Source organism: Azoarcus sp. L1K30 (assembly GCF_018122735.1).
In the GTDB taxonomy this organism is placed as follows: Bacteria; Pseudomonadota; Gammaproteobacteria; order Burkholderiales; family Rhodocyclaceae; genus Parazoarcus.
Map to the genome: position 1 here is coordinate 3,202,813 of NZ_JAGRRD010000001.1, position 22,094 is coordinate 3,224,906.

Genomic DNA, 22,094 nt, shown 5'->3' on the forward strand with positions numbered 1-22,094 from the left:
TGCGCGAACGCAGACTCAAGTCACGCCGGACCCCAGTGGCAGCGCGGTCTTGTCGATTACCCGGCGCAGAACGAAGCTCGAGTGCACGCCCGTCACACCGGCAATGCGGGTCAGGCGGTTGAGCAGCAGCTCCTGATAGGCATCCATGTCGGCCACCACCACCTTGAGCTGATAGTCGGCGTCCTGACCGGTAATCAGCAGGCACTCGAGCACCTCTGGAATAGCGGCAACCTGCGAGTCGAAATTGACGAAGCGTTCAGGGGTATGGCGGTCCATCGAGATGTAGATCAGCGCCATCAGTGACAGGCCGAGCTTGCGTGCGTCAAGCATGGCGCGGTAGCCCGTCACCAGGCCGGACTCCTCCAGCGTGCGCACGCGGCGCAGGCAAGACGATGGCGACAGGCTGATGCGGTCGGCCAAATCCTGGTTGCTGATGCGGCCTTCAGTCTGGAGAACCTCGAGGATCTGGCGGTCGTAGCGGTCGAGCTGCACGCAGTTTCTCCGATCTGAATTCGAGCCGCAGATTCTTGCATCAAACGCGCGTTCGATGCACGATTTTCCTCAACAGAATCGTGTGCGATGGCCTGCTGGCGAGCAATGTCGGGCACCACCAGACCTGATCACGGGCGGGCCGAACTCCCTGACCGACGGCAATGGCAGTAGACAAACTGCTGGATGTTTCCACCCGGCGTGGTGTGCGACTCCCGCTCGTGCGCAAGCAGCTCAAAAGGCGCGCCGAAGGTTGAATGCAGTGCGCCGGCGCTGTAACGCATCACCGGCAAGCCGCTGCACCTGGTGGGGCCATCTTCGTCGAAAGTCGCCACGATCACATGACCATCCGGCTTAACGACCCGCAGCACGGTATCGATGTAGGCCTGGCGATCCACGTCCGAGGTGAGAAAATGAAATACCGCACGGTCGTGCCAGATATCGACCGAATGATCGGGCATCCCGGCATGCGTGATGTCTGCCACGATCCAGATGACCCTTTGCGCATGATCGCCGAGCCTCGCCTTGGCGATTGAGAGCGCCACCTCGGATAGATCGAGCACTGCGAGTGAGGAATAGCCCTCGCGCAACAAGTCGTCGACCAGCGTCGATGCTCCGCCGCCCACGTCCAGAATTGAAGCAGACAAGGGCAGGCCGGTTTCGCGAATGAGGCGCAGCGACCGCAGTGCTCGGTGCTGAAACCAGCTGACGTCTTCGGCAGGCACCGCGGAATAGACGTTTTCCCAGTGCGTCCGGGGCGGCATGGATCGAGCCATCATCTACCCATGTTCGTCACATCAGGTCGAGCGGAATCTTGAGGTAGCGCACCCCGTTGCGCCCCGGGCGCGGCAGACTGCCTGCGCGGATGTTCACCTGTATCGATGGCAACATGAGTCGTGGCAGATCCAGGGTGGCGTCGCGCTGCGCCCTGAGCGCTACGAACGCTGATTCGGTGATGCCGTCCCTGACATGGATATTCTGTGCACGCTGCTGCGCCACGGTGGTCTGGCTGCACACGTCGCGATCTGTTGCCGGATAGTCATGGCACAGGTACAGGCGCGTCTCGGCGGGCAGATCAAGCAGGCGCCGAATGGAGCGATACAGCATCCCGGCGTCACCGCCCGGAAAGTCGCAACGCGCCGTGCCGACATCGGGCATGAAGAGCGTATCGCCGACGAACACTGCGTCGTCGCCAACCCGATAGGCGATGTCCGCCGGCGTATGACCCGGCACGTGCAGGGCCTGCGCCGTCAATGGGCCGATGCTGAACGATTCATCGGCGGCAAAGAGGTGGTCGAACTGCGAGCCATCGCAAACGAAACCACGCTCCAGGTCGTACACTTCGCGAAAGAACCGTTGCACCTCGCAAATCTGCGCGCTGATCGCCACCCTGCCGCCAAGTTCGCGGCGCAGATAGGCCGCAGCCGACAGGTGATCCGCGTGCGCATGCGTCTCCAGCAGCCATTCCACGTTCAGCGCATGCGCCCTGACGAAATCGATGATCTCGTCCGCGCCGGCAGTCGAAGTGCGGCCCGAAATGGCATCGTAGCGCAGCACCGGATCGATGATTGCGCATTCGCTGCCGTGCGCGGAGTACACCACGTGGCTGAACGTAGCCGATGACGGATCGAAGAATGACGCGACCAAGGTCTTCACAAAGGCTGTTCCCGTTTTCTTGAACGGACCGGCGACCGCAGAGGCCGCGACGCCGGTCGATACTCAACACCCGATCAGTAGGTCTTGTAGGGCAGGAACTTGCCCGACATGGTAATGCTGACGCGGTCGCCTGCGGGATTGGGTTCGCGCTGCAGATCCATCTTGAAGTCGATGGCGGACATGATGCCGTCGCCGAACTCTTCGTGAATGAGCTCCTTGAAGGTCGTGCCGTACACGCTGATGAGTTCGTAGAAGCGATAGATCAGCGGATCGGTCGGCACCGCGGTCGGCAGCGACCCCTTGTAGGGCACGGCCTGCAGCACCGGTATGGCTTCGGCCGGCAGGGCAAAGGTGTCTGCGACGATTGCCGCCTGCTCGGCGCTCAGGGCCATCTGCCCAAGGCAGGCCGAGGTCACCCACTCCTTGGACAGACCGATCTTTTCGGCCACATCCGCCCACTTGATGCCTTTGGCAATTTTGGCTGCCACGATCATTTCGGTTACGTCATTGCGGTTCATGTGATCTCTCCTTGAGGAAACTACTGATTAACAACTTTCTTGAGCTGCGTAAGCGGGCGGACGGCATCGGGCGCCAATGCCGCATCGGATGTGTCGACGAGTCCGGGGCGCACAACGGGCGGACGCTTCGGGTCGTACTGTTCAAACTCGCCACCACCGGCATAGGTCTTCGACCGATTGACGAGAAAATCGACAAGGTGATTGCGGATTCGGTAGTACTGCGGGTCGTGGTGCATCCCGGCCCGGGTGCGGTCGCGCGGCATCGTGATGTCGACGATCTCGGCAACCTTCGCGAGCGGACCGTTGCTCATCAGGATCACCTTGTCGGCGAGCAGAATCGCCTCGTCCACATCGTGGGTGATCATGAATACGGTCTGATGCGTGGCCTGCACCACCTTCAGCAATTCGTCCTGAATGGTGCCGCGAGTCAGTGCGTCGAGTGCGCCGAAGGGCTCGTCGAGCAACAGCATCTTGGGCTGGATGGCGAATGCCCGGGCAATGCCGACACGCTGTTTCATGCCGCCGGACAACTCCGCCGGCTGCTTGTGAATGGCATGCCCCAGCCCGACCATCTCGAGGTATTCGGTGCAGTGCGCCGCGATTTTCGCTTTCGACCAGTCCGGCCACTTCGATTTCACCGCGAACGCGACATTGCCGAGCACCGACATCCACGGCATCAGAGCATGACTCTGGAACACCACGCCGCGGTCCAGGCTCGGCCCCTTGACCTCGCGGCCGTTCATGATGACTACACCGCCAGTCGCCTCCTCGAGGCCTGCCAGCACATTCAGGATCGTCGTCTTGCCGCAACCGGAATGCCCGATGATGCAGACGAACTCCCCCTTCTCGATCGAGAAGTGAATGTCCTCGAAGACGGGCGTGCCAGCTTTGCCGTCACGGGTTGGATAAGCCTTCTTCAGGCCCTCTACGCTGAGATAGTGATTGGTCATGGCATCAGTCCCGGTAGGTGACCATCTTCTGTAATACCCCGAAGGCGAAGTCGAGCAACATGCCGACCAGACCGATCATGGTGATGGCGAAGATCACGTTGGGCAGGGCGAGGTTGTTCCACTCGTTCCACACGAAGTAGCCGACCCCCGTTCCGCCGACCAGCATCTCGGCGGCGACAATCACGATCCAGGCAATACCCATCGAAATGCGCATGCCGGTCAGGATGGTCGGCGCGGCGGCTGGCAGGATGACCCGGAAGGCCTTGCGCACAGGTCCCACCTCGAGCGTGCGCGCCACGTTGATCCAGTCACGTCGGACCGAGGCGACGCCGAACGCGGTGTTGAGCAGCATCGGCCACATCGAACAGATGAAAATGACAAAGATGCCCGATACGTCGGAGTCCTTCAGCACGTAGAGCGCCAGCGGCATCCATGCCAGCGGCGAGATCGGCTTGAGGACCTGAATGAAGGGATTCAGCGCCCGCGTCATCAACGGCGACATGCCGATGAGGAAACCCAGCGGCAGCGCCACCAGCGTGGCCAGCAGGAAGCCCGCGCCGACACGCAGCAGCGAATAGGCAATCTGGATGCCGATGCCCTTGTCGTTGGGTCCGTTGTCGTAAAACGGGTCCGACAGGAAATGCACGAAGGTGCGACCGACCGCCGCCGGCGTCGGGAAGCCCTCGGCCTTGCCCGCACCCTGCCCCATCAGGGCGGCGTACTCGGCATCGGCGGCCGATACTGCCCCGCCGTCGGCCGGAAGCGTCGCCAGGTGCCAGATACCGATAAAGCAGGCAAAGAGCAGTACCGACAGCAAGGCTGCACGGAATGACAGGTTCGTGCTCATGAGCGGCACTCCTTGCAGCAACCGGGAACGGTGCCCGCGCGCAGCGAATGGCGGCACGCCCCGAAGGCAAGCGGGCGGGGTTGTGCTCGACGCAATTGGATTGACATGATGTTCTCTCCGTTTCGGGACTGGCTTCGCATCACGCCGCGGCGGGAAGCCCCTTGAGGTAGGCCTCCGGCTGCGCAGGATCGAACTCCTTGCCCAGAATCATGTGCTTTCTGTAGGTCTGCGCCGGTGCGTCCAGCCCAAGCTCGGCCATGCGCTTTTTCGCATCAGTGGCGAGATAGACACGTTCGGCGATGTCCTTGTAGTTGACCTCGCCCTTGATGTAGCCCCAACGCTTCATCTGCGTCAGCATCCATACGCCCATCGAATGCCAGGGGAAGGGATCGAAGGCGATCCGGTCGGGTGCATTGAGCACCTGCCCCAACCCGTCGGCATAGCGTCCGACCAGCACCTGCTCGACGACCGTCTGCGGCTGGTTGAGATAGTTCGCGGGTGCAATCATCTCGGCCACGCCCTTGCGGTTCTCGGCCTTGTTGACGTAGGCGGTTGCCCGGATGATCGATCGCACCAGCGCGGCAAAGGTATTCGGATGCTGGTTGACGAAATCCTCGGTCGCCGCGAAGGCGCAGCACGGATGGTTGTCCCAGATCTGGCTGGTCAGCAGGTGAATGAAGCCGACCTTCTCATAGACCGCGCGCTGGTTGAAGGGCTCGGCGACGATGAAACCGTCGATGTTGCCGGAGCGCATGTTCGCCACCATGTCGGGCGGTGCCATCACGCGCAGCTGCACATCCTTGTCAGGGTCGATGCCATGGGCTGCCAGGTAGTGGCGCAGCAGGAAGTTGTGCATCGAGTAGTCGAACGGAATCGCGAACTTCATGCCCTTCCAGTTTCGCGGATCGCGATTGTTCTTGTGCTTCAGGTGAAGGGTGATGGCATTGCCATTGATGTTTTCCATCACCGGCATCACCATCGGCGCCGCCGTCGAGCCCGCACCGAGCGAGATCGCCAGCGGCATCGGTGACAGCATGTGGGACGCGTCGAATTCCTTCGCCAGCACCTTGTCGCGCACGATCGCCCAGCCAGCCGTCTTCTGCAGCGTGACGTTCAACCCCTCACGTCCATAGAAGTCCGCCGCGCCGGCAAAGATGATCGGCGTGGCGCAGGTGATGGGCAGGAAGCCTACCGTCAGATCCTTCTTCTCCAGCGGCCCGGCCTTGTCCAGCGTCATGGCCTGGAGATCCGAGATCGGCATCATGCTGGCGATCGCGGCCATCGCCGCATTGGCGCCAACCGCCTTCAGAAACAGGCGACGGGTCGCGTCCTGGGGGAAGATCGCACGCACCAGTGCCGCTTCGACGAAATCGGTGGAGAGGCTTTCGGCCTTTTCGCCGCGCAGACTGCGGGCGCGTGCCGCCTCGGCATCGTGTTCGTGCTGACTGCCATGCTGACCACAGGAACAGCGACCAAGTGCAACATCGGCCGCATAGGGACGGTAGAGGTTTTCATCTTTCATGGCTGGGCACCTATTCTCTGGAAGGGAAAAACTTGTGTTGTTCGAATGCTGTCCGGTTCGTCAGGCCGCAAGTCGGTGGCGTGGGCTGCCGACTTCCAGCCTTGCCACCAGCTCACCATTGCGTCGCTGTTGCATGCACAGCATGTCTGCGGAATCCTCGATCACCACCCACTCCCCATCCGGGCAGGGCAGGCCATGTACGACGATGGGCAGCGACTTCGTCTTCAGCCGTATTACCGGCTGGACGTGCGCATAGCCCGCATGTGGCCGGCCAAGCAGGTGATGGGCGATGGCCGCGGCCTGCTTTGCGATCGGCTCGATGAAGCGGCAGGGCATGCCGGAAATGCTGACGCAGTCACCCAACGCATACACGCCGCTTGCGCTGGTCTGCATGCTGACCGGGTCGACCACGATACCGCGCTCGAACGCGAGCCCGGCACTGCGCGCAATCCGGCTCGCGGTGACCAGCCCGGTGGCCGCCACGACTTCATCGACGACGATCTGCAGGCCATTCGCGGTGGTCACCGTCTTGCAGCCATCATCGCCACATGTGACAGCGGCGACTTGCGTGTCGCCGATGAAATCGACCCCCAGCGTCTCCAGGCTCGAACGCAGGCGTTCTCCCGCCTGCGCGGGCAACAACGCGGCCAGCGGTGCCGATTGCAGGTCGAGCAGCGTCACCGAATGGCCCGCCCGGGCAAAGTCCTCGGCGAGTTCGCAACCCACCATGCCGGCGCCGACGATCGCCACACGACGCGCGCCACGCTTGAGCTTGCCATGCAGACCGGACCAGCCCGCAAGATCGTTGACCCGCCAGCACAGGTCCGGCGACAACGCCGCCGGCAGCGCCGGCCGTGCCCCCTGGGCCAGCACCAGCTTGGTGAAGCTGAGGGTGCCACGGGAGGTGCGCAACTGACGCAGGCTCGGCGACAAGCCCACCGCGAAGGTGTCGGTGAGCAAACGCACGCCGAGGCGCCTGGCCGCGTCAGCCGCGCCTTCGCGCACCAGCGCTTCGGGCGCGAGGCCGCGACCGAGCGCGATCGACAGCTCCGGCTTGTGATAGCGATCGGCATGACAGGCGCTGACCAGTGTGATCCCGACGTCGGAATCGAGCGCACGCACCGCTTCTGCAACCGCCCAGCCGGCGATGCCGCCCCCGACGATGACGACACCGTCGGCGCGGGACGCCGGAACCGATGCACACGTCGTGCCGTCCGGGTCGAACCCGACATAGGGCTCGAAGTCGCTCTTCATGACCCCGCACAACGGGCATTCCCAATCGTCGGGGATGTCCTCGAAGCGCGTCCCGGCAGCCAGGCCGCTATCGGGGTCACCTTTTTCCTCGTCATAGATCAAACCGCAAGCGCGGCAGATGAATGACCTCCAGTTCGTTGCCGATACGTTCATGCCGGCATCTCCTCACGCGACAGTCGATCCATCTCCCAGCGCAGATGCTTGATCGCCGGCGTGACGATGGCCACGAAATGCGCCTCGCGGATGCGGCGCTGGGGCGCCGAACTCATCAAGTAACCGCGTGCGCCCTGGTGCATCAGCGCCGACTGCGAGGCACGCAGTGCGAACTCCGCGCCCTGGGTGCGGGCATCGAGCACATCGAGCAGGTAGTCCTTGCTGCCATCGAAAGGCGTCTGCGCCAGTTTCGCCACCCGGGCGCCGAGTTCGTCGAACTCGGCCTGAAGCTCGTCCGGGCGGTCATGCAGGAAGCGATTCACGTGACCGAGCAGCGGCTCCACTTCCCTGATCGAGTCGATGCTGCCCTGCGCCACGCCCACTGCAATGCCGGCCTGGAGCAGCACGAACGCCGCTCGGATGCGGGCAATGAAGGGCTGCGCCGGGTCGGCGATCATGTCGTCCTCGCCAACAAAGAGGTTGTCGAGGCGGACGCCCCAGGTACTGGTGCCCTCCATGCCAGAGAATTCCGGGCATGGACGCAACACGACTTCCTCAGTGCATCGCAGCAGGAACATGATCTCGTGCGAACGGCTGCCATCGTCGCGATACACGCCGGCAATCGCACCACAATACTGCCCCGGCGCAATGTGGCTGACCCAAGGCAGCGCGCCGCTGACGCGATACCCACCGGCCACCTTGGTCGCCCGTAGCAGCATCTTCTCGATGCCGGCCAGCGCTTTCATCGGATTCGACAATGCCGTACCACCAAAGGTCTGGCCAAGTGTGTGCGTACGCAACAAGTCGCCGTTGAGCGCAGGATTGCCCGACTGCTCCATGTACAGGCCGCAGACGTCATGCGCCCAGGTCAGGAATCCGGTCGATCCGCAGCTGCGACTGATCGCACGCATGGCATCGATCGCAAGACCGTAGCGACTGCCGCTCGCTTCGAGATGGGCGCCGAAGGCACCGGCCCGACCGAGAGCGGCCATGATCTCAAGCGGATAATGACCTTCATGATCGATACGATAGGCCGCATCGGACAAAGGACCGTTGGCAACCGCGGTCACGCGCTCCATCACTTGAGCGTCAGTCCATGACGGTTCGAACACGGACGGGCTTGCGTGGGCAAGGCTCATGGCATTTTTCTCCGCTTGAGGATGCAGGTCGAGGCCATCGGCCCTCAGTCGGCAAGCCCGATGGTGAAAGGAATCGGATTGCGCATCGTGTTCGCAACCGGCGAGTAGTAGTTGGCGTGCTTGACGATGTCGTCGAGTGCCTCGCGGCTGGCTTCACCCTCGATCAGGACCTTGACCCGGATATCCTGGAAACCCATTTGTTCGGGCTTGCGCTCGGCGCCACCTGCGCCCCACGCCGCGGTGTTGCCGATGTCGGCTTCCATGAAGACCTCGAGCCGGGACAGCTTGACCCCGCGCTCGGTCGCGACCGCGGTGATTCCAACGCTCAGACAGCCGCCGAGCGCGGAAAGCACGATCTCGCCCGGCGCGGGCGCGGTGTTCTCGCCAAACAGATGCAGGGGTTCATCCACCACTACCGGGTTGTGAATGCCGACGAAGCTCCACGAGCGGAACTGGCCTTGCATCACGGTATGCACCTTGTTGGTGCCACGGCGCTCGGGGTTCTCGCGGCCGGCAGCGGCAAACTTGAGCAAGCCTTCGCGATCGATGGGGCGAAGATAGGTTTCAGCGGTCTGGGGGGTCGTGGTCGTCAAAGCATTCTCCTGGGGTGTTGGACGGCGGAATCGGCTACCGCACTCGGTTCATCGCATTCGATGGACTCGAGATCCCTTTTGCAACGACCGTGCCAGGAGATGAAGGAAACGACTAATTTATTGATTTACATCAATACAAAGGAATCTGGAATGTGATTGTCATTAGTTGACCGCCAAGGAAAGACGATCGACATTGTCGACAATGTGAACATTTTGTTCACAATTCAAGCCCACGCTGTCCTGGAGTACTGCATCACTCTTCCGCTGCCAGCTTCTGCCAGCGGTAAGCAAACTGCCGCGCCGTCATGCCAAGCACCTGGGCGGCACGGGACTTGTTGCCCCCGCACTGCGCCAGCGCCTGACGCAGCTCGGCAGCCGAATGCGATCCTGCCGGGGCGTAGGGCCGAACGCCGGCAAAAGCGCTCGCCATCGCGGTACCGCCGGACGGCGACGCCGGCTCCGCCAACGCTTTCCGCGCCGACACGGCGTCACCGCCTGGCATGAACTTCTCGATGTCGGCAGGGCCCAGAACCGGTTTCTCGGCGAGCAGCACGACTCGCTCGATCAGGTTCGACAGTTCGCGGATATTGCCGGGCCATGCATGCGCTTCAAGGCGGGCGATCGCCTCCTGGGTCAGGTTCACGCTGCGCTGGTTCGACTGATTGGCCCGGCTCAGGAAATTGAGTGCCAGCGCGTGGATGTCACCTTTGCGTTCTGCCAGCGAAGGCAAGCGGATGGGAATCACGTTGAGGCGGTAGTAGAGGTCCTGCCTGAACAGCCCCCGCGCCACCTCCATTTCGAGATCGCGGTTGGTCGCCACCACCAAACGCACGTCGATACAGATCTCACGCTTGCCGCCGAGGTGGGTGATCGTACCCTCCTGCAATGTACGCAGCAGTTTGCCCTGCATCGTCAGCGGCAACTCGCCGATCTCGTCGAGAAAGATCGTGCCGCGATTGGCCTGCTCGAACAAACCCTCGCGGTTCGTGCTCGCACCGGAGAACGCGCCGCGTTCGTAACCGAACAGTTCGGACTCGAAGAGCGTGTCGGGGATCGCGGCACAATTGACCTTGATGAAGGGCGCATCGCGGCGCGGACTCGCGAGGTGCAGGGCACGCGCAAACAACTCCTTGCCGGTTCCGGATTCGCCCAGCAGCAGCACGCTCGCGGTCGAATCGGACACCCGCTCGAGCTCGGAGATCGCCCGCAGCAACGGCGGCGATGTGCCGATGATGCCGTAGCGCGCCGTCTCATGTTCTAGGGCGTACTTGAGGATCTGGTTGTGCTGTTCGAGCTCGCGGGTCTTGGCCTCCAGCATCGACTGCAGTTGCAGCAACTGGCCGGCCAGGGTGGACAGGATGCGCAGGATCGACAGGTCGTCCGCAAGCGCCCGGCTACGGGTGCGGATGCGGTGACAGGCCAGCACGCCGATCGTCTTCTGCTCGATGCGGATGGGCAAGGCGATGAAGGACACCGGTCCAGTGGGCAGGCTTTCGCGCGCCACCGCACGCGCAAGAAAATTCTCATCCAGGTCGATGTCCTGCACGATGATGAGTTGTCCATGCGCCAGCACCGCGCCAGTCACGCCCTCGCCTGGCAGGTAACGCCCGCGCTCGACCTCCTGCCGGGTCAGGCCGTAGGCGTAGCGGATGCGGCTGGCCTTGCCGTCCTCGTCGAGCAGCACGATACGTCCGCGGTTCAGACCGAGCAGTTCGGAGAGCAGGTGCAGCGTCTCGCGCAGCACGACGTCGGGCGACAGACTCTTGCCGACAAGTCCCATGATCTGCTGCATCAGCAGCATCTCCTGCTCGCGCCAGAACGAGGGGGAGCTGTCCAGATCGGATTCGGTTGGCTGTGCTTGTTCCATCGTCGATTTCTAACACGGCAGCACCCTTCGAGCCAATCCGCAGCCGACCGGACAGAACCGCCTCCCGGCACCCGGGGAAGCTCAGATCTCGAGAAGTCGACACTGACGAAATCAGGCTCGCTAACTCGACCAGGTACATGGAAAAGCATGAGTTCGTTAATTTATGAACGAATCTGCCGACAATCATATTTTCCATGCAATTTTGTTCTCACAACCGTGAGATTCACTACGTAACTTGCAATCGTCTGCGCCACCGCCCTGCGTAAGATGCTCCTTATCGCCTTCGGGCCCAGAACAGATCGAGGAACACGCCATGATGTTGCACAATCCAGCTGCCAAGTACCGTCCCTTTGCACCGATCCGGCTCGCCGACCGGCAATGGCCGAACCGTGTCATCGACAAAGCGCCGATCTGGATGAGCACCGACCTGCGCGACGGCAACCAGGCCTTGTTCGAGCCGATGAACGCCGAGCGCAAGATGCGCATGTTCCGCACCGTGTGCGATATCGGCTTCAAGGAAATCGAGGTCGGCTTTCCTTCGGCCTCGCAGACCGATTTCGATTTCGTGCGCCAGCTCATCGAAGGCAATCACGTTCCGGGCGATGTCACCATCGAAGTCCTCACCCAGGCACGTGAAGACCTCATCCGCCGTACCATGGAATCGGTGCGCGGTGCGCGCCGGGCCATCATCCACGTCTATAACGCGACGTCGCCGACTTTCCGCGAAGTCGTGTTCGGCATGAGCAAATCCGAAGTGGTCGCGCTTGCGGTATCGGCCGTGCGCCTGATCAAACAGCTTGCCGCCGAACAGCCCGACACCGAATTCGTGCTCGAGTACAGCCCGGAAACCTTCTCCGCCACCGAGATCGATTTCGCCGTCGAGGTGTGTGATGCGGTGACCGCCGAATGGGGCGCGACGCCGGACAACAAGGTGATCCTCAATCTTCCCGCCACGGTCGAAGTCGCGACGCCCAACATCTATGCCGACCAGATCGAGTGGATGCACCGCAATCTCGCCCGTCGCGACAGCGTCATCCTCAGTTTGCACCCGCACAACGACCGCGGCACCGGCGTTGCCGCCGCCGAGCTCGGCCTCATGGCCGGTGCCGACCGTGTCGAAGGCTGCCTGTTCGGCAACGGCGAGCGCACCGGCAACGTGGACATCGTCACCCTCGCGCTCAATATGTACACGCAAGGGATCAATCCCGGCCTCGACTTCTCCGATATCAACGCGGTTGCACGCACCGTAGAGTACTGCAACCAGCTCCCCATTCACCCACGCCACCCCTATGTGGGGGATCTCGTATTCACGGCCTTCTCCGGCTCCCACCAGGACGCCATTAAGAAGGGATTCGCTGCTCAAAAGGCCGGCGCACCGTGGAACGTACCCTATCTTCCGATCGACCCGGCCGACGTCGGGCGCAGCTACGACTCGGTGATCCGGGTCAACAGCCAGTCGGGCAAGGGCGGCATCGCCTACCTGCTCGAAACCGAGTACGGCATCGCGATGCCGCGCCGCTTGCAAGTGGAGTTCTCACGCGAAGTGCAGAAAGTCACCGATGCGAGTGGCGGCGAGATGGCCGCAGCGGACATCTGGGCGCTGTTCTCTCGCACCTACCTCGATACAGTGAGCCCGGTGCGGTACTGCGAACACCACCTGTTCGAGCACGGAGCCGCACAGGGCATCCGCCTCGTGGTCGAGATCGGAGGCACGCAGCATGTGCTGGCCGGTGAGGGCAACGGCCCGATCGACGCCGCGGTTCATGCCTTGCGCACTGTCGGCATCGATGTCCAGGTACGCAGCTTCGAGGAGCGCTCGATCGCGCCCAGCGACGACGGCGGCAATGCGCAAGCCTGCGCCTTCGTCGAGTTAACAGGCAGCGACGGTGGCAAGGATTGCTACGGCGTGGGCGTCGATAACAACATCGTCACAGCGTCTGTCCGTGCCATCGTCAGTGGCATCAACCGCCTGGATCCGGTCGCAGCTGGCGAACCGGTGGCGCGTGCCGCCTGAGGACGCAGCACCATCGGGCAAGGAAGCACACGACGTTCCGACACTGCACTGAAATGCGGCTGCCGCGAAGAATCTCGGCAGCCGCATTTTGCGTCATCCATCACGCACGGCTTCAATTGTGAAGGCGTCCGGACATCACATGCGGCCCTTGCATGCGCATTTGTGAAAGAATCGGCTCTGCACTGCATATTGAAAGGGAAGCAGGATGGATTCATTCCAGTGGGACGAACACTTCGTCACCGGTATCGATGAAGTCGACACCCAACATATGGAACTGGTGCGAATCATCAACCGCATCGGCGAAGTATTGTCGAACTCGGCGGCGCCCGGCCTCGGCTCGCTCAGCGTATTGATCGACGAGCTCGACGCCTATACCCGCTTTCACTTTGCCGCCGAAGAGTCGATGATGGCCGCGCAGGGTATCGACCCGCAGCACCTGGAATCGCAATCGCGCGAGCACGAGAACTTCGTGGACGAGATCGCACGCCTTGCGCAGGCCACGATGACGCCCGAAGTATCGAATCGCCTGCTCAATTTTCTCATCCACTGGCTGGCTTACCACATCCTCGGATCGGACCTGTCGATGGCGAGGCAGTTGAGGCTGATCAGCCAGGGACTCAGCCCGGCCGAAGCCTTGAAGGAAGATGCCCGGCTCGGCACACGCGCCACGGAACCGCTGCTCGCCGCACTGAGCGGTCTGTTCTCGCAGGTGTCGCAACAAAACCGCGAGCTGCACGAGTTGAACCAGACGCTCGAAGCAAAGGTCGCAGAACGCACGCGCGAACTGGCCATCGCCAACCGCAATCTCGAAGCGCTGTCGCTGACCGACGTACTGACCGGCCTGCCCAACCGTCGCCACGCGATGCGCCGCCTCGGTCTGGAATGGCACGACGGGGATGACACGCTCTCGGTGATGATGATCGACGCCGACGGCTTCAAGACCGTCAACGACAGCTGGGGCCACGATGCGGGGGATATCGTGCTGACCGCGCTTGCACGCACGCTGGCCGATTCGGTGCGTACCGACGACCTGGTGTGCCGCCTCGGCGGCGACGAGTTCCTCGTCATCTGTCCCGACACACCACTCAGCGGTGCCATGCAACTGGCTGAATCGATGCGGTCGAGGGTCAACGCGATGCGGGTCGCGGCCGGCGCAGGCGAATGGCCCGGCAGCGTGAGCATCGGCGTCGCATCGCGCACGGCGATGATGCACGCGCCCGACGATCTGATGCGCCGCGCCGATGAAGGGGTCTATCTGGCCAAGCGGCGCGGACGCAACTGCGTCGCCAGCGCCGACCTCGCAGGAGACCAAGCGTGACGACACTGACTGTCAGCGCACTGTACCGCTATCCGGTCAAGTCCCTGCGCGGGGACGCCCACGCAGCACTCGAGATCGATGCCAGGGGTTTTCGCTTCGACCGCCACTGGATGGTCGTCGACGAGCGCGGCCACTTTCTCACCCAGCGCCAGTTGCCGCGAATGGCGCTGGTGGATGCCTCGGTCGGCGACGATGGCGGGCTGACGCTGCGCGCGCCGGGTATGCCCGATATCGCCATTGCCCCGGCCGCAGACACGCGGCTGCCGGTCACGGTGTGGAAGGACAGCGTCGATGCAAGCCTTGCCGGCCCGGAAGCGGCAGACTGGCTTGGTCGCTTTCTCGAACGCCCCTGCCGGCTGGTACAATTTGCGCCGGATGTGGTGCGTGCCGTCGATCCCGCTTTCGCCACCCCCGCCGACCAGACCGGCTTTTCCGACGGTTTTCCCTTCCTGCTGATTTCGCAGGCCTCGCTCGACGCGCTCAACGCCCGCCTCGAACACCCGTTGCCGATGCTGCGTTTCCGGCCCAACATCGTGGTGACGGGGTGTGCGCCCCATGCCGAAGACGATTGGCGCGTCATCCGCATCGGCGAGGTGGTGTTCCGCGTGGTAAAGCCGTGCTCGCGCTGCGCCATTCCCACCATTGACCCGGCCACCGGGCTACGTGGTCCCGAGCCCCTACGCACACTGACCACCTACCGCCGACACGGCAACATGGTGTTCTTCGGCCAGAACCTCATTCATGATGGCCCGGGCAGGCTCGAGACCGGCATGCGCGTCGAGGTGCTCGAATAGCCCCTGTCGGCGCGAATCCGCCGCCAAACCGGCACGGCAAGCGCGCATCTGAAAATGCCGGGGATACGCCCGACATTTGCCAAGCCGGGCCGGTCGGCAGTACGCTGCGTGCCGGTATCGATACGCCGAGACGTTTTTCTTCGCCCGCTGCGGACAGAATGTTACGGTACCCGACGCCGGCGATACTCCCTACTTACCTTCATCCCGAATTCAATCAATGACCCGACCAACCCTTATCGCACTGGGCCTTGCGCTCATCACTGCCACCTCACACGCTGCCGACATGACCGAAGACCAGAAGACCCTTTACGCACTTGGCCAACTCGTTGCCCGCCAGACGGCCGTCTTTCAACTCACCGCAAGCGAGCTCGAGTCCGTTCAGAAGGGTTGGCAGGATGCCACCGTCGGGGCGAAGAGCGCGGTCGATCTGCAAGTCTACGGACCCAAGGTCAACGCGCTCGGCCAGGCTCGCCAGGCCGCTGCCGCCGAGAAGAGCGCAGCGAAGGGCAAGGAATTGCTCGCCAAGGCCGCGACCGAAAAGGGCGCGGTCAAGGCGCCGAGCGGCTTCGTGTACCAGTCGATCACTGAAGGCACTGGGGCGCAGCCGGCCGCAACCGACACCGTCAAGGTCCACTACCGTGGCACGCTGCCCGACGGGACCGAATTCGACAGCTCCTACAAGCGCAACGAACCCACCGAGTTTCCGCTCAACGGCGTGATCAAGTGCTGGACCGAAGGGGTGGCGATGATGAAGGTCGGTGGCAAGGCCCGCCTCACCTGCCCGCCCGACACCGCTTATGGCGACCGCGGCGCCGGCGGCGTGATCCCGCCGGGTGCCACCCTGGTGTTCGATATCGAGCTGCTGGAAGTCAAGACCAAGTAATGCCCGCGCCCGACCGGCAAGTCCTCCCGGTCGGGCCTCTTCCGGGCGCCCCGGCGTCACACCGCCATGGCCTGACGCAATCTGCGCACCAGCCCGTCGATCTGCGCCTCGTCGATATTGCCATAGCCCAGCACCAGGCCATTGCATCGCACCGGCGCCTGCGCATAGCGGGACAGCGCTCGTACCCCGAGCCCGAGCCGATTGGCACGCGCCTCCACCTCCACATCGGCACGTTCCTGCGGCAGCCACAGCACCAGATGCAAGCCGGCCTCGCCGCCACTGACCCGCACCTCAGCGCCCGGATGCGCAGCCAGTGCCGCACGCAAGGCGCGCTGACGCAGCGCGTAGCGCTTGCGCATGCGACGCAAATGCGTCGTGTAGTGTCCGCGGCGAATGAAATCGGCCAGTGCGGCCTGCTCGATGCCCTGTCCGGGCCGCGTCGCCTGGCCGGCGGCACGGACGAAATCGTCGGCCACTGCTGACGGCAGCACCAGATAGCCGATACGCAGCCCCGGATAGAGGGTCTTGCTGAAGGTGCCGGCATACACCACCGGCGCATCGTGCTGCACACCATAGATTGCCGGCAGCGCCGGGCCGCCGCGGCGGAACTCACTGTCGTAGTCGTCTTCGATGATCCATGCCCCCTCCGCCCGCGCGCGCTCGATCAGCGTCAGCCGGCGCGCCAGCGACATCACCTGTCCGGTGGGATACTGATGTGAGGGCGTCACCATGATCAGGCGCGGCGGATGCGCCTGCCAATCGCCTTCCCCCGGCGCGAGTCCCTCGCCATCCACCGCCACCGCGTGCACTTTCAACCCGGCCAGGTTCAGCGCCGCACGGGCTGCGAGATAACCAGGATTTTCCACCCACGCGGTATCGCCACTGTCCGCGAGCAAGCGTGCGCACAGATCCAGCCCGGACTGCGTGCCACCGGTAATCACGATCTGTTCCGGCTTCACCGCGAAGCCCCGGACCGTAGACAGTTGCCCGGCAAGCGCGGCACGCAGCGCAGGTTCGCCGCCATACGGCGTATGGCCGAGCTGACGGGTGCTGGCCTCGCGCCAGGCGCGATCCAGGCTTGCCCGCCAACTGCGAAACGGAAAACCCGCGAGATCGGGCACGCCCGGCGCAAACGGCAGCGTTTCGGCGTCGCGCCCGACTTCGGGCTGCATCGCGGCCGCTGCGCGCTGCGACAGGCCGGGCAAGGTCCGGTCGTGTGTCCGCCCCGAATCCGCGGCCAGCGCAGGCAGCGCCGCGACCCGGGTGCCGTGGCGATCGGCCACGAGGCAGGCCTCGGCCACCAACTGTTCGTAGGCGAACATCACCGAATTGCGCGCAATGCCGAGTTCGGCCGCCAAACGGCGGCTGGCGGGCAAGCGCGTCCCGGCCGCGATGCGACCGCACAAGATGGCATCGCGCAAACGCTGATACAGCAGACGCTGGCGCGGTACGGCCGGCGGTAGCGGGGCGGCAAGCAGCCAGTCCAGCGCCATGGTGGCTCCAGTCAGATCTCGGTTTGTGGCGCTATCGATGGTGCCACAAGCAACATAAAGTGATAACCGGATTCACCAACACATTCGCGAGCACACCCCATGAACGGTCACCCTGCCCCCTCCGCCCGGACCCGCGTCCGCCGCCTGCCGGACCGCGGTCATTACGATGCCGGTACCATTGCCGCCATTGTCGATGCAGCGTCGGTATGCACCGTCGCCTTTCAACACGAAGGCGCGGTGCATGCCCTGCCCACCATCCACTGGCGCGACGGCGAGCATCTCTACATCCATGGCGCAAAGGCGTCACGGATGCTCAAGGCCCTGACCGCGGGCGACGCCTGCGTCACCCTGTGCATGGTCGATGGCCTCGTCTATGCACGCTCGGCGTTTCACCACTCGATGAATTACCGTTCGGTCGTCATCTATGGCCGCTTTGAAATCATCGACGATCCCGACGAGAAGACTCGCCGTCTGCGCCCGCTGATCGAAAAGTTCGCCACCGGTCGCTGGGACGAACTGCGCCCGATGACGCTCAAGGAGCTCAATGCGACGTCAGTGCTGCGCATCCCGCTGTCCGAAGCGTCGGCGAAGATCCGCAATGCCGGGGTCAAGGACGACGACGAGGACATGCAGTGGCCGGTGTGGGCGGGGGTCGTGCCGATCGAGAGCAAGCGCGGCACCCCGCTGACCGATCCCGACAGCGTGGTGCGCGAGATTCCGTATCAACAGCTGAAGTAAGCGTTCCCGGCGCGACTGAAGCAGTCGACGCTTCAGTCGCCGAGGGCCGCGCCAAGATCCGCCACGCGGTCAACATCACGGACCACACCTGCTTCTCCGCATTCAAGCAGGCGAACCTCTGCGTTGCGCAGCAGATCGCGAGCGCCGCCATCTCCGGTCAGCGCCCCGAGGCGCGCACCCCAGGCCCGTCCGAAACCCACTGGATGACCGCGCCGGCCTTCGAACAAGGGGGCAGCCACCCGCGTCGGCTCATCGATAGCCCGCGCAACATGGCGCACGATTTCCGACGGCAACCAGGGCATGTCCGCCAGCGCCACCACCCAGCCCTCGGCATGGCGACTTGCGCCGACGGCAACCGCCAATGCGGCACCCATGCCCTGCTCAGCCAGCACGCTTTCGACGATCTCGCATCCCGCCATCCGCAGCCAGCGCACGCGCTCGGCCTGACCGGGGCGCACCACGGCGAGACTTCCGGGAAGCGTCAGGCACAGGGCGCGGGCACTGTGCCACAGCACCGGGCGGCCGTCCGCAAGTGGTGCGAGCAGCTTGTCATGCCTGCCTTCGGGGTCGAAGCGTCGACCGTAGCCGGCCGCGAGCAGAATACCTTGCATCAGCTACGGGCGCAGGCGGACAAGGTGTTCCCGGCCAGCTCCAGCGCCGCCTTGGCCTCCGCCACCGGCAAGACACGCTCGGGCACCACGCCGTTCTTCACCGCGACCAGTTCCGCTGCGATCGATACCGCAATCTCACCCGGTGTGCGGCTGCCAATGTAGAGCCCGGCCGGCCCGCGCAACGCCGCCACCTGCGTGGCGTCGAGATCGAACTCGCGCAGGCGGTCGCGACGTGCGGCGTTGTTGCGCCGCGAGCCCAATGCGGCCACGTAGAACGCCGGGGAGCGCAATGCCTCCATCAGTGCAAGATCGTCGAGTTTGGGATCGTGGGTAAGCGCAACAATTGCAGTGCGCGCGTCCGCCCGCATGCCGATCACGACATCGTCGGGCATCTCGCGGGTGAGCACGGTACCGGGCACGCTCCATTCCTCGAACCACTCCTCGCGCGGATCGCAGACGGTGACCGCAAAGTCCAGCGCGAGCGCCATTCGTGCCAGACTGGCGGACAACTGGCCGGCGCCGATCAGCAACAGGCGATAGCGCGGGCCGAATACGCTGACCAGGGTTTCGCCGTCGAAACTCAGGCCCTGCTCGGGATGTGCCGGCGCCAGCGTGCTGCTGCCGCTGGGCAGATGCAACCGGCGCTCCACCAGTTCCCCCGCCACCAGTCTTGCCAGCAGGGCATCGAGCGGCGCAGGCTCCGCGAGCGGCTCGAGCACGAGTTCCATCGTTCCACCGCAGGGCAGACCAAAACGCCGCGCCTCCTCGGCACCGACGCCATAGCTCACCATGCGCGCGGTTTGCGGCATGCCTTCAGCACGCAGGCGGTACATCAGATCGTCCTCGATGCAGCCACCCGACACCGAACCCACCGCACGTCCGTCCTCGCGCAAAGCCAGCAGTGCCCCCGGCGGACGTGGCGACGAACCCCATGTCCGTACGACGGTGGCCAACAGCACCCGCTTTCCGTCGGTGAGCCACTGCCGCGCGCGTTGCAGGACCTCCAGGTCGAGACTGTCCACGATGAGCGCTCCTCAGGCCTTGAGTTGTTCGCCAATCGGCAGTTTGCGGATGCGCTTGCCGGTGGCCGCATGCAGCGCGTTGACCAGCGCCGGAGCGAGCGGTGGCACGCCGGGCTCGCCGACCCCCGAGGGCTTTGCCGCCGATGGCATGATATGCACTTCGACGACCGGCATTTCGTTGATCCGCAGCACGGTGTAGTCGTGGAAGTTGGACTGCTCGACCTGACCGTCCTTCAGCGTGATTTCGCCGCTCAATGCCGCCGCCAGGGCGAAACCGATGCCGCCTTCCATCTGCGCGCGAATGACATCCGGATTGACCGCGATGCCGCAGTCCACCGCGCAGACCACGCGGTCCACCTTGAAGTTGCCATCGGCGGCGACCGTGACTTCCACGACCTGGGCAACAAAGCTGTTGAAGGATTCATGCACCGCGACACCGCGACCACGCCTGCCGCCCTTGCTCGCGTCCGCGAGCGGCCTGGACCAGCCGGCCTTGTCCGCAGCGAGCCGAAGCACTCCGGCGTGGCGCGGATGTGCGCCGAGCAACTTGAGCCGGTACGATACCGGATCCTCGCCAGCGGCCAAGGCCAGTTCATCGAGGAACACCTCGGTCGCAAATGCGGTGTGGGTCGAGCCGACGGAACGCCACCATTGCACCGGCACCTTGGTCAGCGCATTGGTGGTATGGGAATCCACCATCAGGTTGGGGATGGCATAAGGCAGGTTGGCCGCGCCTTCCACCGTCGTGGCATCCACTCCATCCTTTATCATCATCGACTCGAAGGGCGAACCGAGCACAATGGACTGACCGACGATGCGCTGCGACCACGCCATTGGCATCCCCTTGGCATCGAGCGCCGCACGCAGACGATGCAGGTAGAGCGGGCGGTAATACCCTCCGCGCATGTCGTCTTCGCGCGACCACACGAGCTTTACCGGCGCACGTCCGCCGATGGCCTTGACGATGTGCGCGGTCTCCACCAGATAGTCGGACTGCGGGTTGGCACGACGCCCGAAACTGCCGCCGGCAAAGAGCATGTTGAGCTTTACCTGTTCCGGCTTGAGCCCAAGGACGGCTGCCACCGTGGCCTGGTCGACGGTCTGGAACTGCTCGCCATTCCACACTTCGCAGCCATTTGCATCCAGCTTCATCACGCAGTTGAGGGGCTCCATCGCCGCGTGCGCGAGATAGGGAAAATCGAACTCGGCTTCGATGAGCTTTTCAGCCTTGCCCAGCACGCCCTCGGCATCGCCATCCTTGCGCGCGATCGCACCCGGGGTGGCCGCAAGCTTGCGGTAGTCTTCAAACAGTTGTACCGAACTCCCCCGCCAGGCAGCACTTTCGTTCCACTCGATGCGCAACGCCTCGCGCCCCTTCCTTGCCGTCCAGTAGTCACCGGCCAGCACCGCAACGCCCGACGAAATACGCACCACATCGACCACGCCGGCCACGGCCCGCGCCGCCTTGTCATCGACGCCGCGCACGGTGGCACCGAAACGCGGTGGATGCGCCACCACGGCGACCAGCATGCCGGGCAGCTTCACGTCCTGGGTAAACACCGCGCGGCCGGTGGTCTTAGCCGCACTGTCCTTGCGTGGCACATGCTTGCCGATGAGGGTGAAATCCTTCGGGTCCTTGAGCATGACCGTCGCCGGCATCGGCAGGCCCGAAGCAGCCTCGGCGAGTTCGCCGAAGCGCGCGCTGCGCCCACTCGGTGCATGGCTCAACACACCCGCGCGGACGACGATCGAATCCGCTGCGACTTTCCACCGCGCGGCCGCAGCCTGCACCAGCATGGCCCGCGCCACCGCGCCGGCATGGCGCATCTGCTCGAAGGAATTGGCGATCGCGGTGCTGCCTCCCGTGCCCTGCGCCGGCCCCCACAACAGGTTGTTGTAGCGTGCGACGTCGGCAGGTGCGCCCTCGACCACGACCTGTTCCCAGCCGGCATCAAGCTCTTCGGCAAGCAGCGTCGCAAGCCCCGTGTAGGTGCCCTGCCCCATTTCCAGGTGCTTGGCGAATACCCTCACTGTGTTGTCGGTGCCAATGCGGACGAAGGCATTGGGTTCGAAACCAGCTGCGGCCACCGGCACCGCCCCGGCGATGCCGGGGCCGCCAACCCTGGCGGCGGCACCCCGCGCGGCCGGTAACACGAGCGCCAGAGTCAGCCCTGCGCCAGCCTTGAAGAAATCACGACGGGAAACGTTCTCGATTCGGTTTTTCATGTTGCGC

At 63.9% G+C, this 22,094-nt stretch carries 20 protein-coding genes and 1 pseudogene; 5 read left to right on the forward strand and 16 right to left on the reverse strand.

The genetic code is table 11. The annotated features are described in order from the left end of the window. Nucleotides 1-15: 15 nt before the first annotated feature. The 12 genes and pseudogenes from J5J83_RS14785 to J5J83_RS14835 form a co-directional block, all read right to left on the reverse strand. The gene (locus J5J83_RS14785; RefSeq protein ID WP_212350406.1) at nucleotides 16-492 is read right to left on the reverse strand and encodes an Lrp/AsnC family transcriptional regulator; all 477 of its coding nucleotides are present in this window, start codon (nucleotides 490-492) and stop codon (nucleotides 16-18) included. Nucleotides 493-620: 128 nt separating this feature from the next. Continuing rightward, nucleotides 621-1,268 (reverse strand): class I SAM-dependent methyltransferase, encoded by a 648-nt coding sequence (locus J5J83_RS14790; protein ID WP_249115733.1) that lies wholly within the window; start codon nucleotides 1,266-1,268, stop codon nucleotides 621-623. Nucleotides 1,269-1,281: 13 nt separating this feature from the next. Next, nucleotides 1,282-2,145 carry an MBL fold metallo-hydrolase gene (locus tag J5J83_RS14795; protein WP_212350408.1) on the reverse strand — a complete coding sequence of 288 codons (864 nt, stop codon included), beginning with the start codon at nucleotides 2,143-2,145 and terminating at the stop codon, nucleotides 1,282-1,284. Nucleotides 2,146-2,219: 74 nt separating this feature from the next. After that, nucleotides 2,220-2,663, reverse strand: a complete 444-nt coding sequence (cynS, locus tag J5J83_RS14800) for a cyanase (protein WP_212350410.1) — start codon at nucleotides 2,661-2,663, stop codon at nucleotides 2,220-2,222. A 20-nt stretch (nucleotides 2,664-2,683) separates the two neighbouring features. Continuing rightward, nucleotides 2,684-3,613: an ABC transporter ATP-binding protein gene (locus J5J83_RS14805; RefSeq protein ID WP_212350412.1), complete on the reverse strand. Its 930-nt coding sequence runs from the start codon at nucleotides 3,611-3,613 to the stop codon at nucleotides 2,684-2,686. A 4-nt stretch (nucleotides 3,614-3,617) separates the two neighbouring features. Continuing rightward, the gene (gene ntrB / locus J5J83_RS14810) at nucleotides 3,618-4,460 is read right to left on the reverse strand and encodes a nitrate ABC transporter permease (RefSeq protein ID WP_212350414.1); all 843 of its coding nucleotides are present in this window, start codon (nucleotides 4,458-4,460) and stop codon (nucleotides 3,618-3,620) included. 139 nt (nucleotides 4,461-4,599) lie between these two features. Further along, nucleotides 4,600-5,982 carry a CmpA/NrtA family ABC transporter substrate-binding protein gene (locus tag J5J83_RS14815; protein WP_212350416.1) on the reverse strand — a complete coding sequence of 461 codons (1,383 nt, stop codon included), beginning with the start codon at nucleotides 5,980-5,982 and terminating at the stop codon, nucleotides 4,600-4,602. 60 nt (nucleotides 5,983-6,042) lie between these two features. After that, nucleotides 6,043-7,236, reverse strand: a complete 1,194-nt coding sequence (locus J5J83_RS14820) for an FAD-dependent oxidoreductase (RefSeq protein WP_249116014.1) — start codon at nucleotides 7,234-7,236, stop codon at nucleotides 6,043-6,045. Continuing rightward, nucleotides 7,219-7,389 (reverse strand): annotated as a pseudogene (locus tag J5J83_RS23015) (rubredoxin); the annotation flags it as partial. The gene J5J83_RS14820 and the pseudogene J5J83_RS23015, both read right to left, overlap by 18 nt. Continuing rightward, entirely contained in the window at nucleotides 7,386-8,528 is a 1,143-nt protein-coding gene (locus J5J83_RS14825; RefSeq protein ID WP_212350420.1) for an acyl-CoA dehydrogenase family protein, read from the reverse strand. The pseudogene J5J83_RS23015 and the gene J5J83_RS14825, both read right to left, overlap by 4 nt. A 44-nt stretch (nucleotides 8,529-8,572) precedes the next feature. Then, nucleotides 8,573-9,121, reverse strand: a complete 549-nt coding sequence (locus J5J83_RS14830) for an OsmC family protein (protein WP_212350422.1) — start codon at nucleotides 9,119-9,121, stop codon at nucleotides 8,573-8,575. 253 nt (nucleotides 9,122-9,374) lie between these two features. Beyond that, nucleotides 9,375-10,988 (reverse strand): sigma 54-interacting transcriptional regulator, encoded by a 1,614-nt coding sequence (locus J5J83_RS14835; RefSeq protein ID WP_212350424.1) that lies wholly within the window; start codon nucleotides 10,986-10,988, stop codon nucleotides 9,375-9,377. Between the two features lie 313 nt (nucleotides 10,989-11,301). On the opposite strand from J5J83_RS14835, the gene leuA reads away from it, so the two are divergent. The 4 genes from leuA (at nucleotide 11,302) to J5J83_RS14855 (ending at nucleotide 15,997) form a co-directional block, all read left to right on the forward strand. Beyond that, on the forward strand, nucleotides 11,302-13,002 hold the full coding sequence (leuA, locus tag J5J83_RS14840) for a 2-isopropylmalate synthase (RefSeq protein WP_212350426.1): 1,701 nt from the start codon (nucleotides 11,302-11,304) through the stop codon (nucleotides 13,000-13,002). A gap of 205 nt (nucleotides 13,003-13,207) precedes the next feature. Beyond that, nucleotides 13,208-14,320: a GGDEF domain-containing protein gene (locus J5J83_RS14845; RefSeq protein ID WP_212350428.1), complete on the forward strand. Its 1,113-nt coding sequence runs from the start codon at nucleotides 13,208-13,210 to the stop codon at nucleotides 14,318-14,320. Then, a complete protein-coding gene (locus tag J5J83_RS14850; RefSeq protein WP_212350430.1) occupies nucleotides 14,317-15,114 on the forward strand; it encodes an MOSC domain-containing protein in 798 nt (265 codons plus the stop codon). The genes J5J83_RS14845 and J5J83_RS14850 overlap by 4 nt, the downstream gene beginning before the upstream one ends. Nucleotides 15,115-15,331: 217 nt before the next feature. Further along, nucleotides 15,332-15,997 carry an FKBP-type peptidyl-prolyl cis-trans isomerase gene (locus J5J83_RS14855; protein WP_249115734.1) on the forward strand — a complete coding sequence of 222 codons (666 nt, stop codon included), beginning with the start codon at nucleotides 15,332-15,334 and terminating at the stop codon, nucleotides 15,995-15,997. A gap of 56 nt (nucleotides 15,998-16,053) precedes the next feature. Here the strand turns inward: J5J83_RS14855 and J5J83_RS14860 are convergent, their stop codons facing one another. After that, nucleotides 16,054-17,490 (reverse strand): PLP-dependent aminotransferase family protein, encoded by a 1,437-nt coding sequence (locus tag J5J83_RS14860; RefSeq protein WP_212350432.1) that lies wholly within the window; start codon nucleotides 17,488-17,490, stop codon nucleotides 16,054-16,056. 99 nt (nucleotides 17,491-17,589) lie between these two features. Between J5J83_RS14860 and J5J83_RS14865 the strand changes: the two genes are divergently transcribed. Beyond that, on the forward strand, nucleotides 17,590-18,228 hold the full coding sequence (locus J5J83_RS14865; RefSeq protein WP_212350434.1) for a pyridoxamine 5'-phosphate oxidase family protein: 639 nt from the start codon (nucleotides 17,590-17,592) through the stop codon (nucleotides 18,226-18,228). A gap of 32 nt (nucleotides 18,229-18,260) precedes the next feature. Here the strand turns inward: J5J83_RS14865 and J5J83_RS14870 are convergent, their stop codons facing one another. From J5J83_RS14870 to J5J83_RS14880, 3 genes are read right to left on the reverse strand one after another with little or no spacing between them, the layout of a single operon-like run. Then, complete coding sequence (locus tag J5J83_RS14870; RefSeq protein WP_249115735.1) at nucleotides 18,261-18,839, reverse strand: nucleotidyltransferase family protein; 579 nt, start codon at nucleotides 18,837-18,839, stop codon at nucleotides 18,261-18,263. After that, nucleotides 18,839-19,861 carry an XdhC family protein gene (locus J5J83_RS14875; RefSeq protein ID WP_212350436.1) on the reverse strand — a complete coding sequence of 341 codons (1,023 nt, stop codon included), beginning with the start codon at nucleotides 19,859-19,861 and terminating at the stop codon, nucleotides 18,839-18,841. Before J5J83_RS14875 ends, J5J83_RS14870 begins: the two co-directional genes overlap by 1 nt. A gap of 12 nt (nucleotides 19,862-19,873) precedes the next feature. Beyond that, on the reverse strand, nucleotides 19,874-22,087 hold the full coding sequence (locus J5J83_RS14880; protein ID WP_212350438.1) for a xanthine dehydrogenase family protein molybdopterin-binding subunit: 2,214 nt from the start codon (nucleotides 22,085-22,087) through the stop codon (nucleotides 19,874-19,876). Nucleotides 22,088-22,094: the final 7 nt, after the last annotated feature.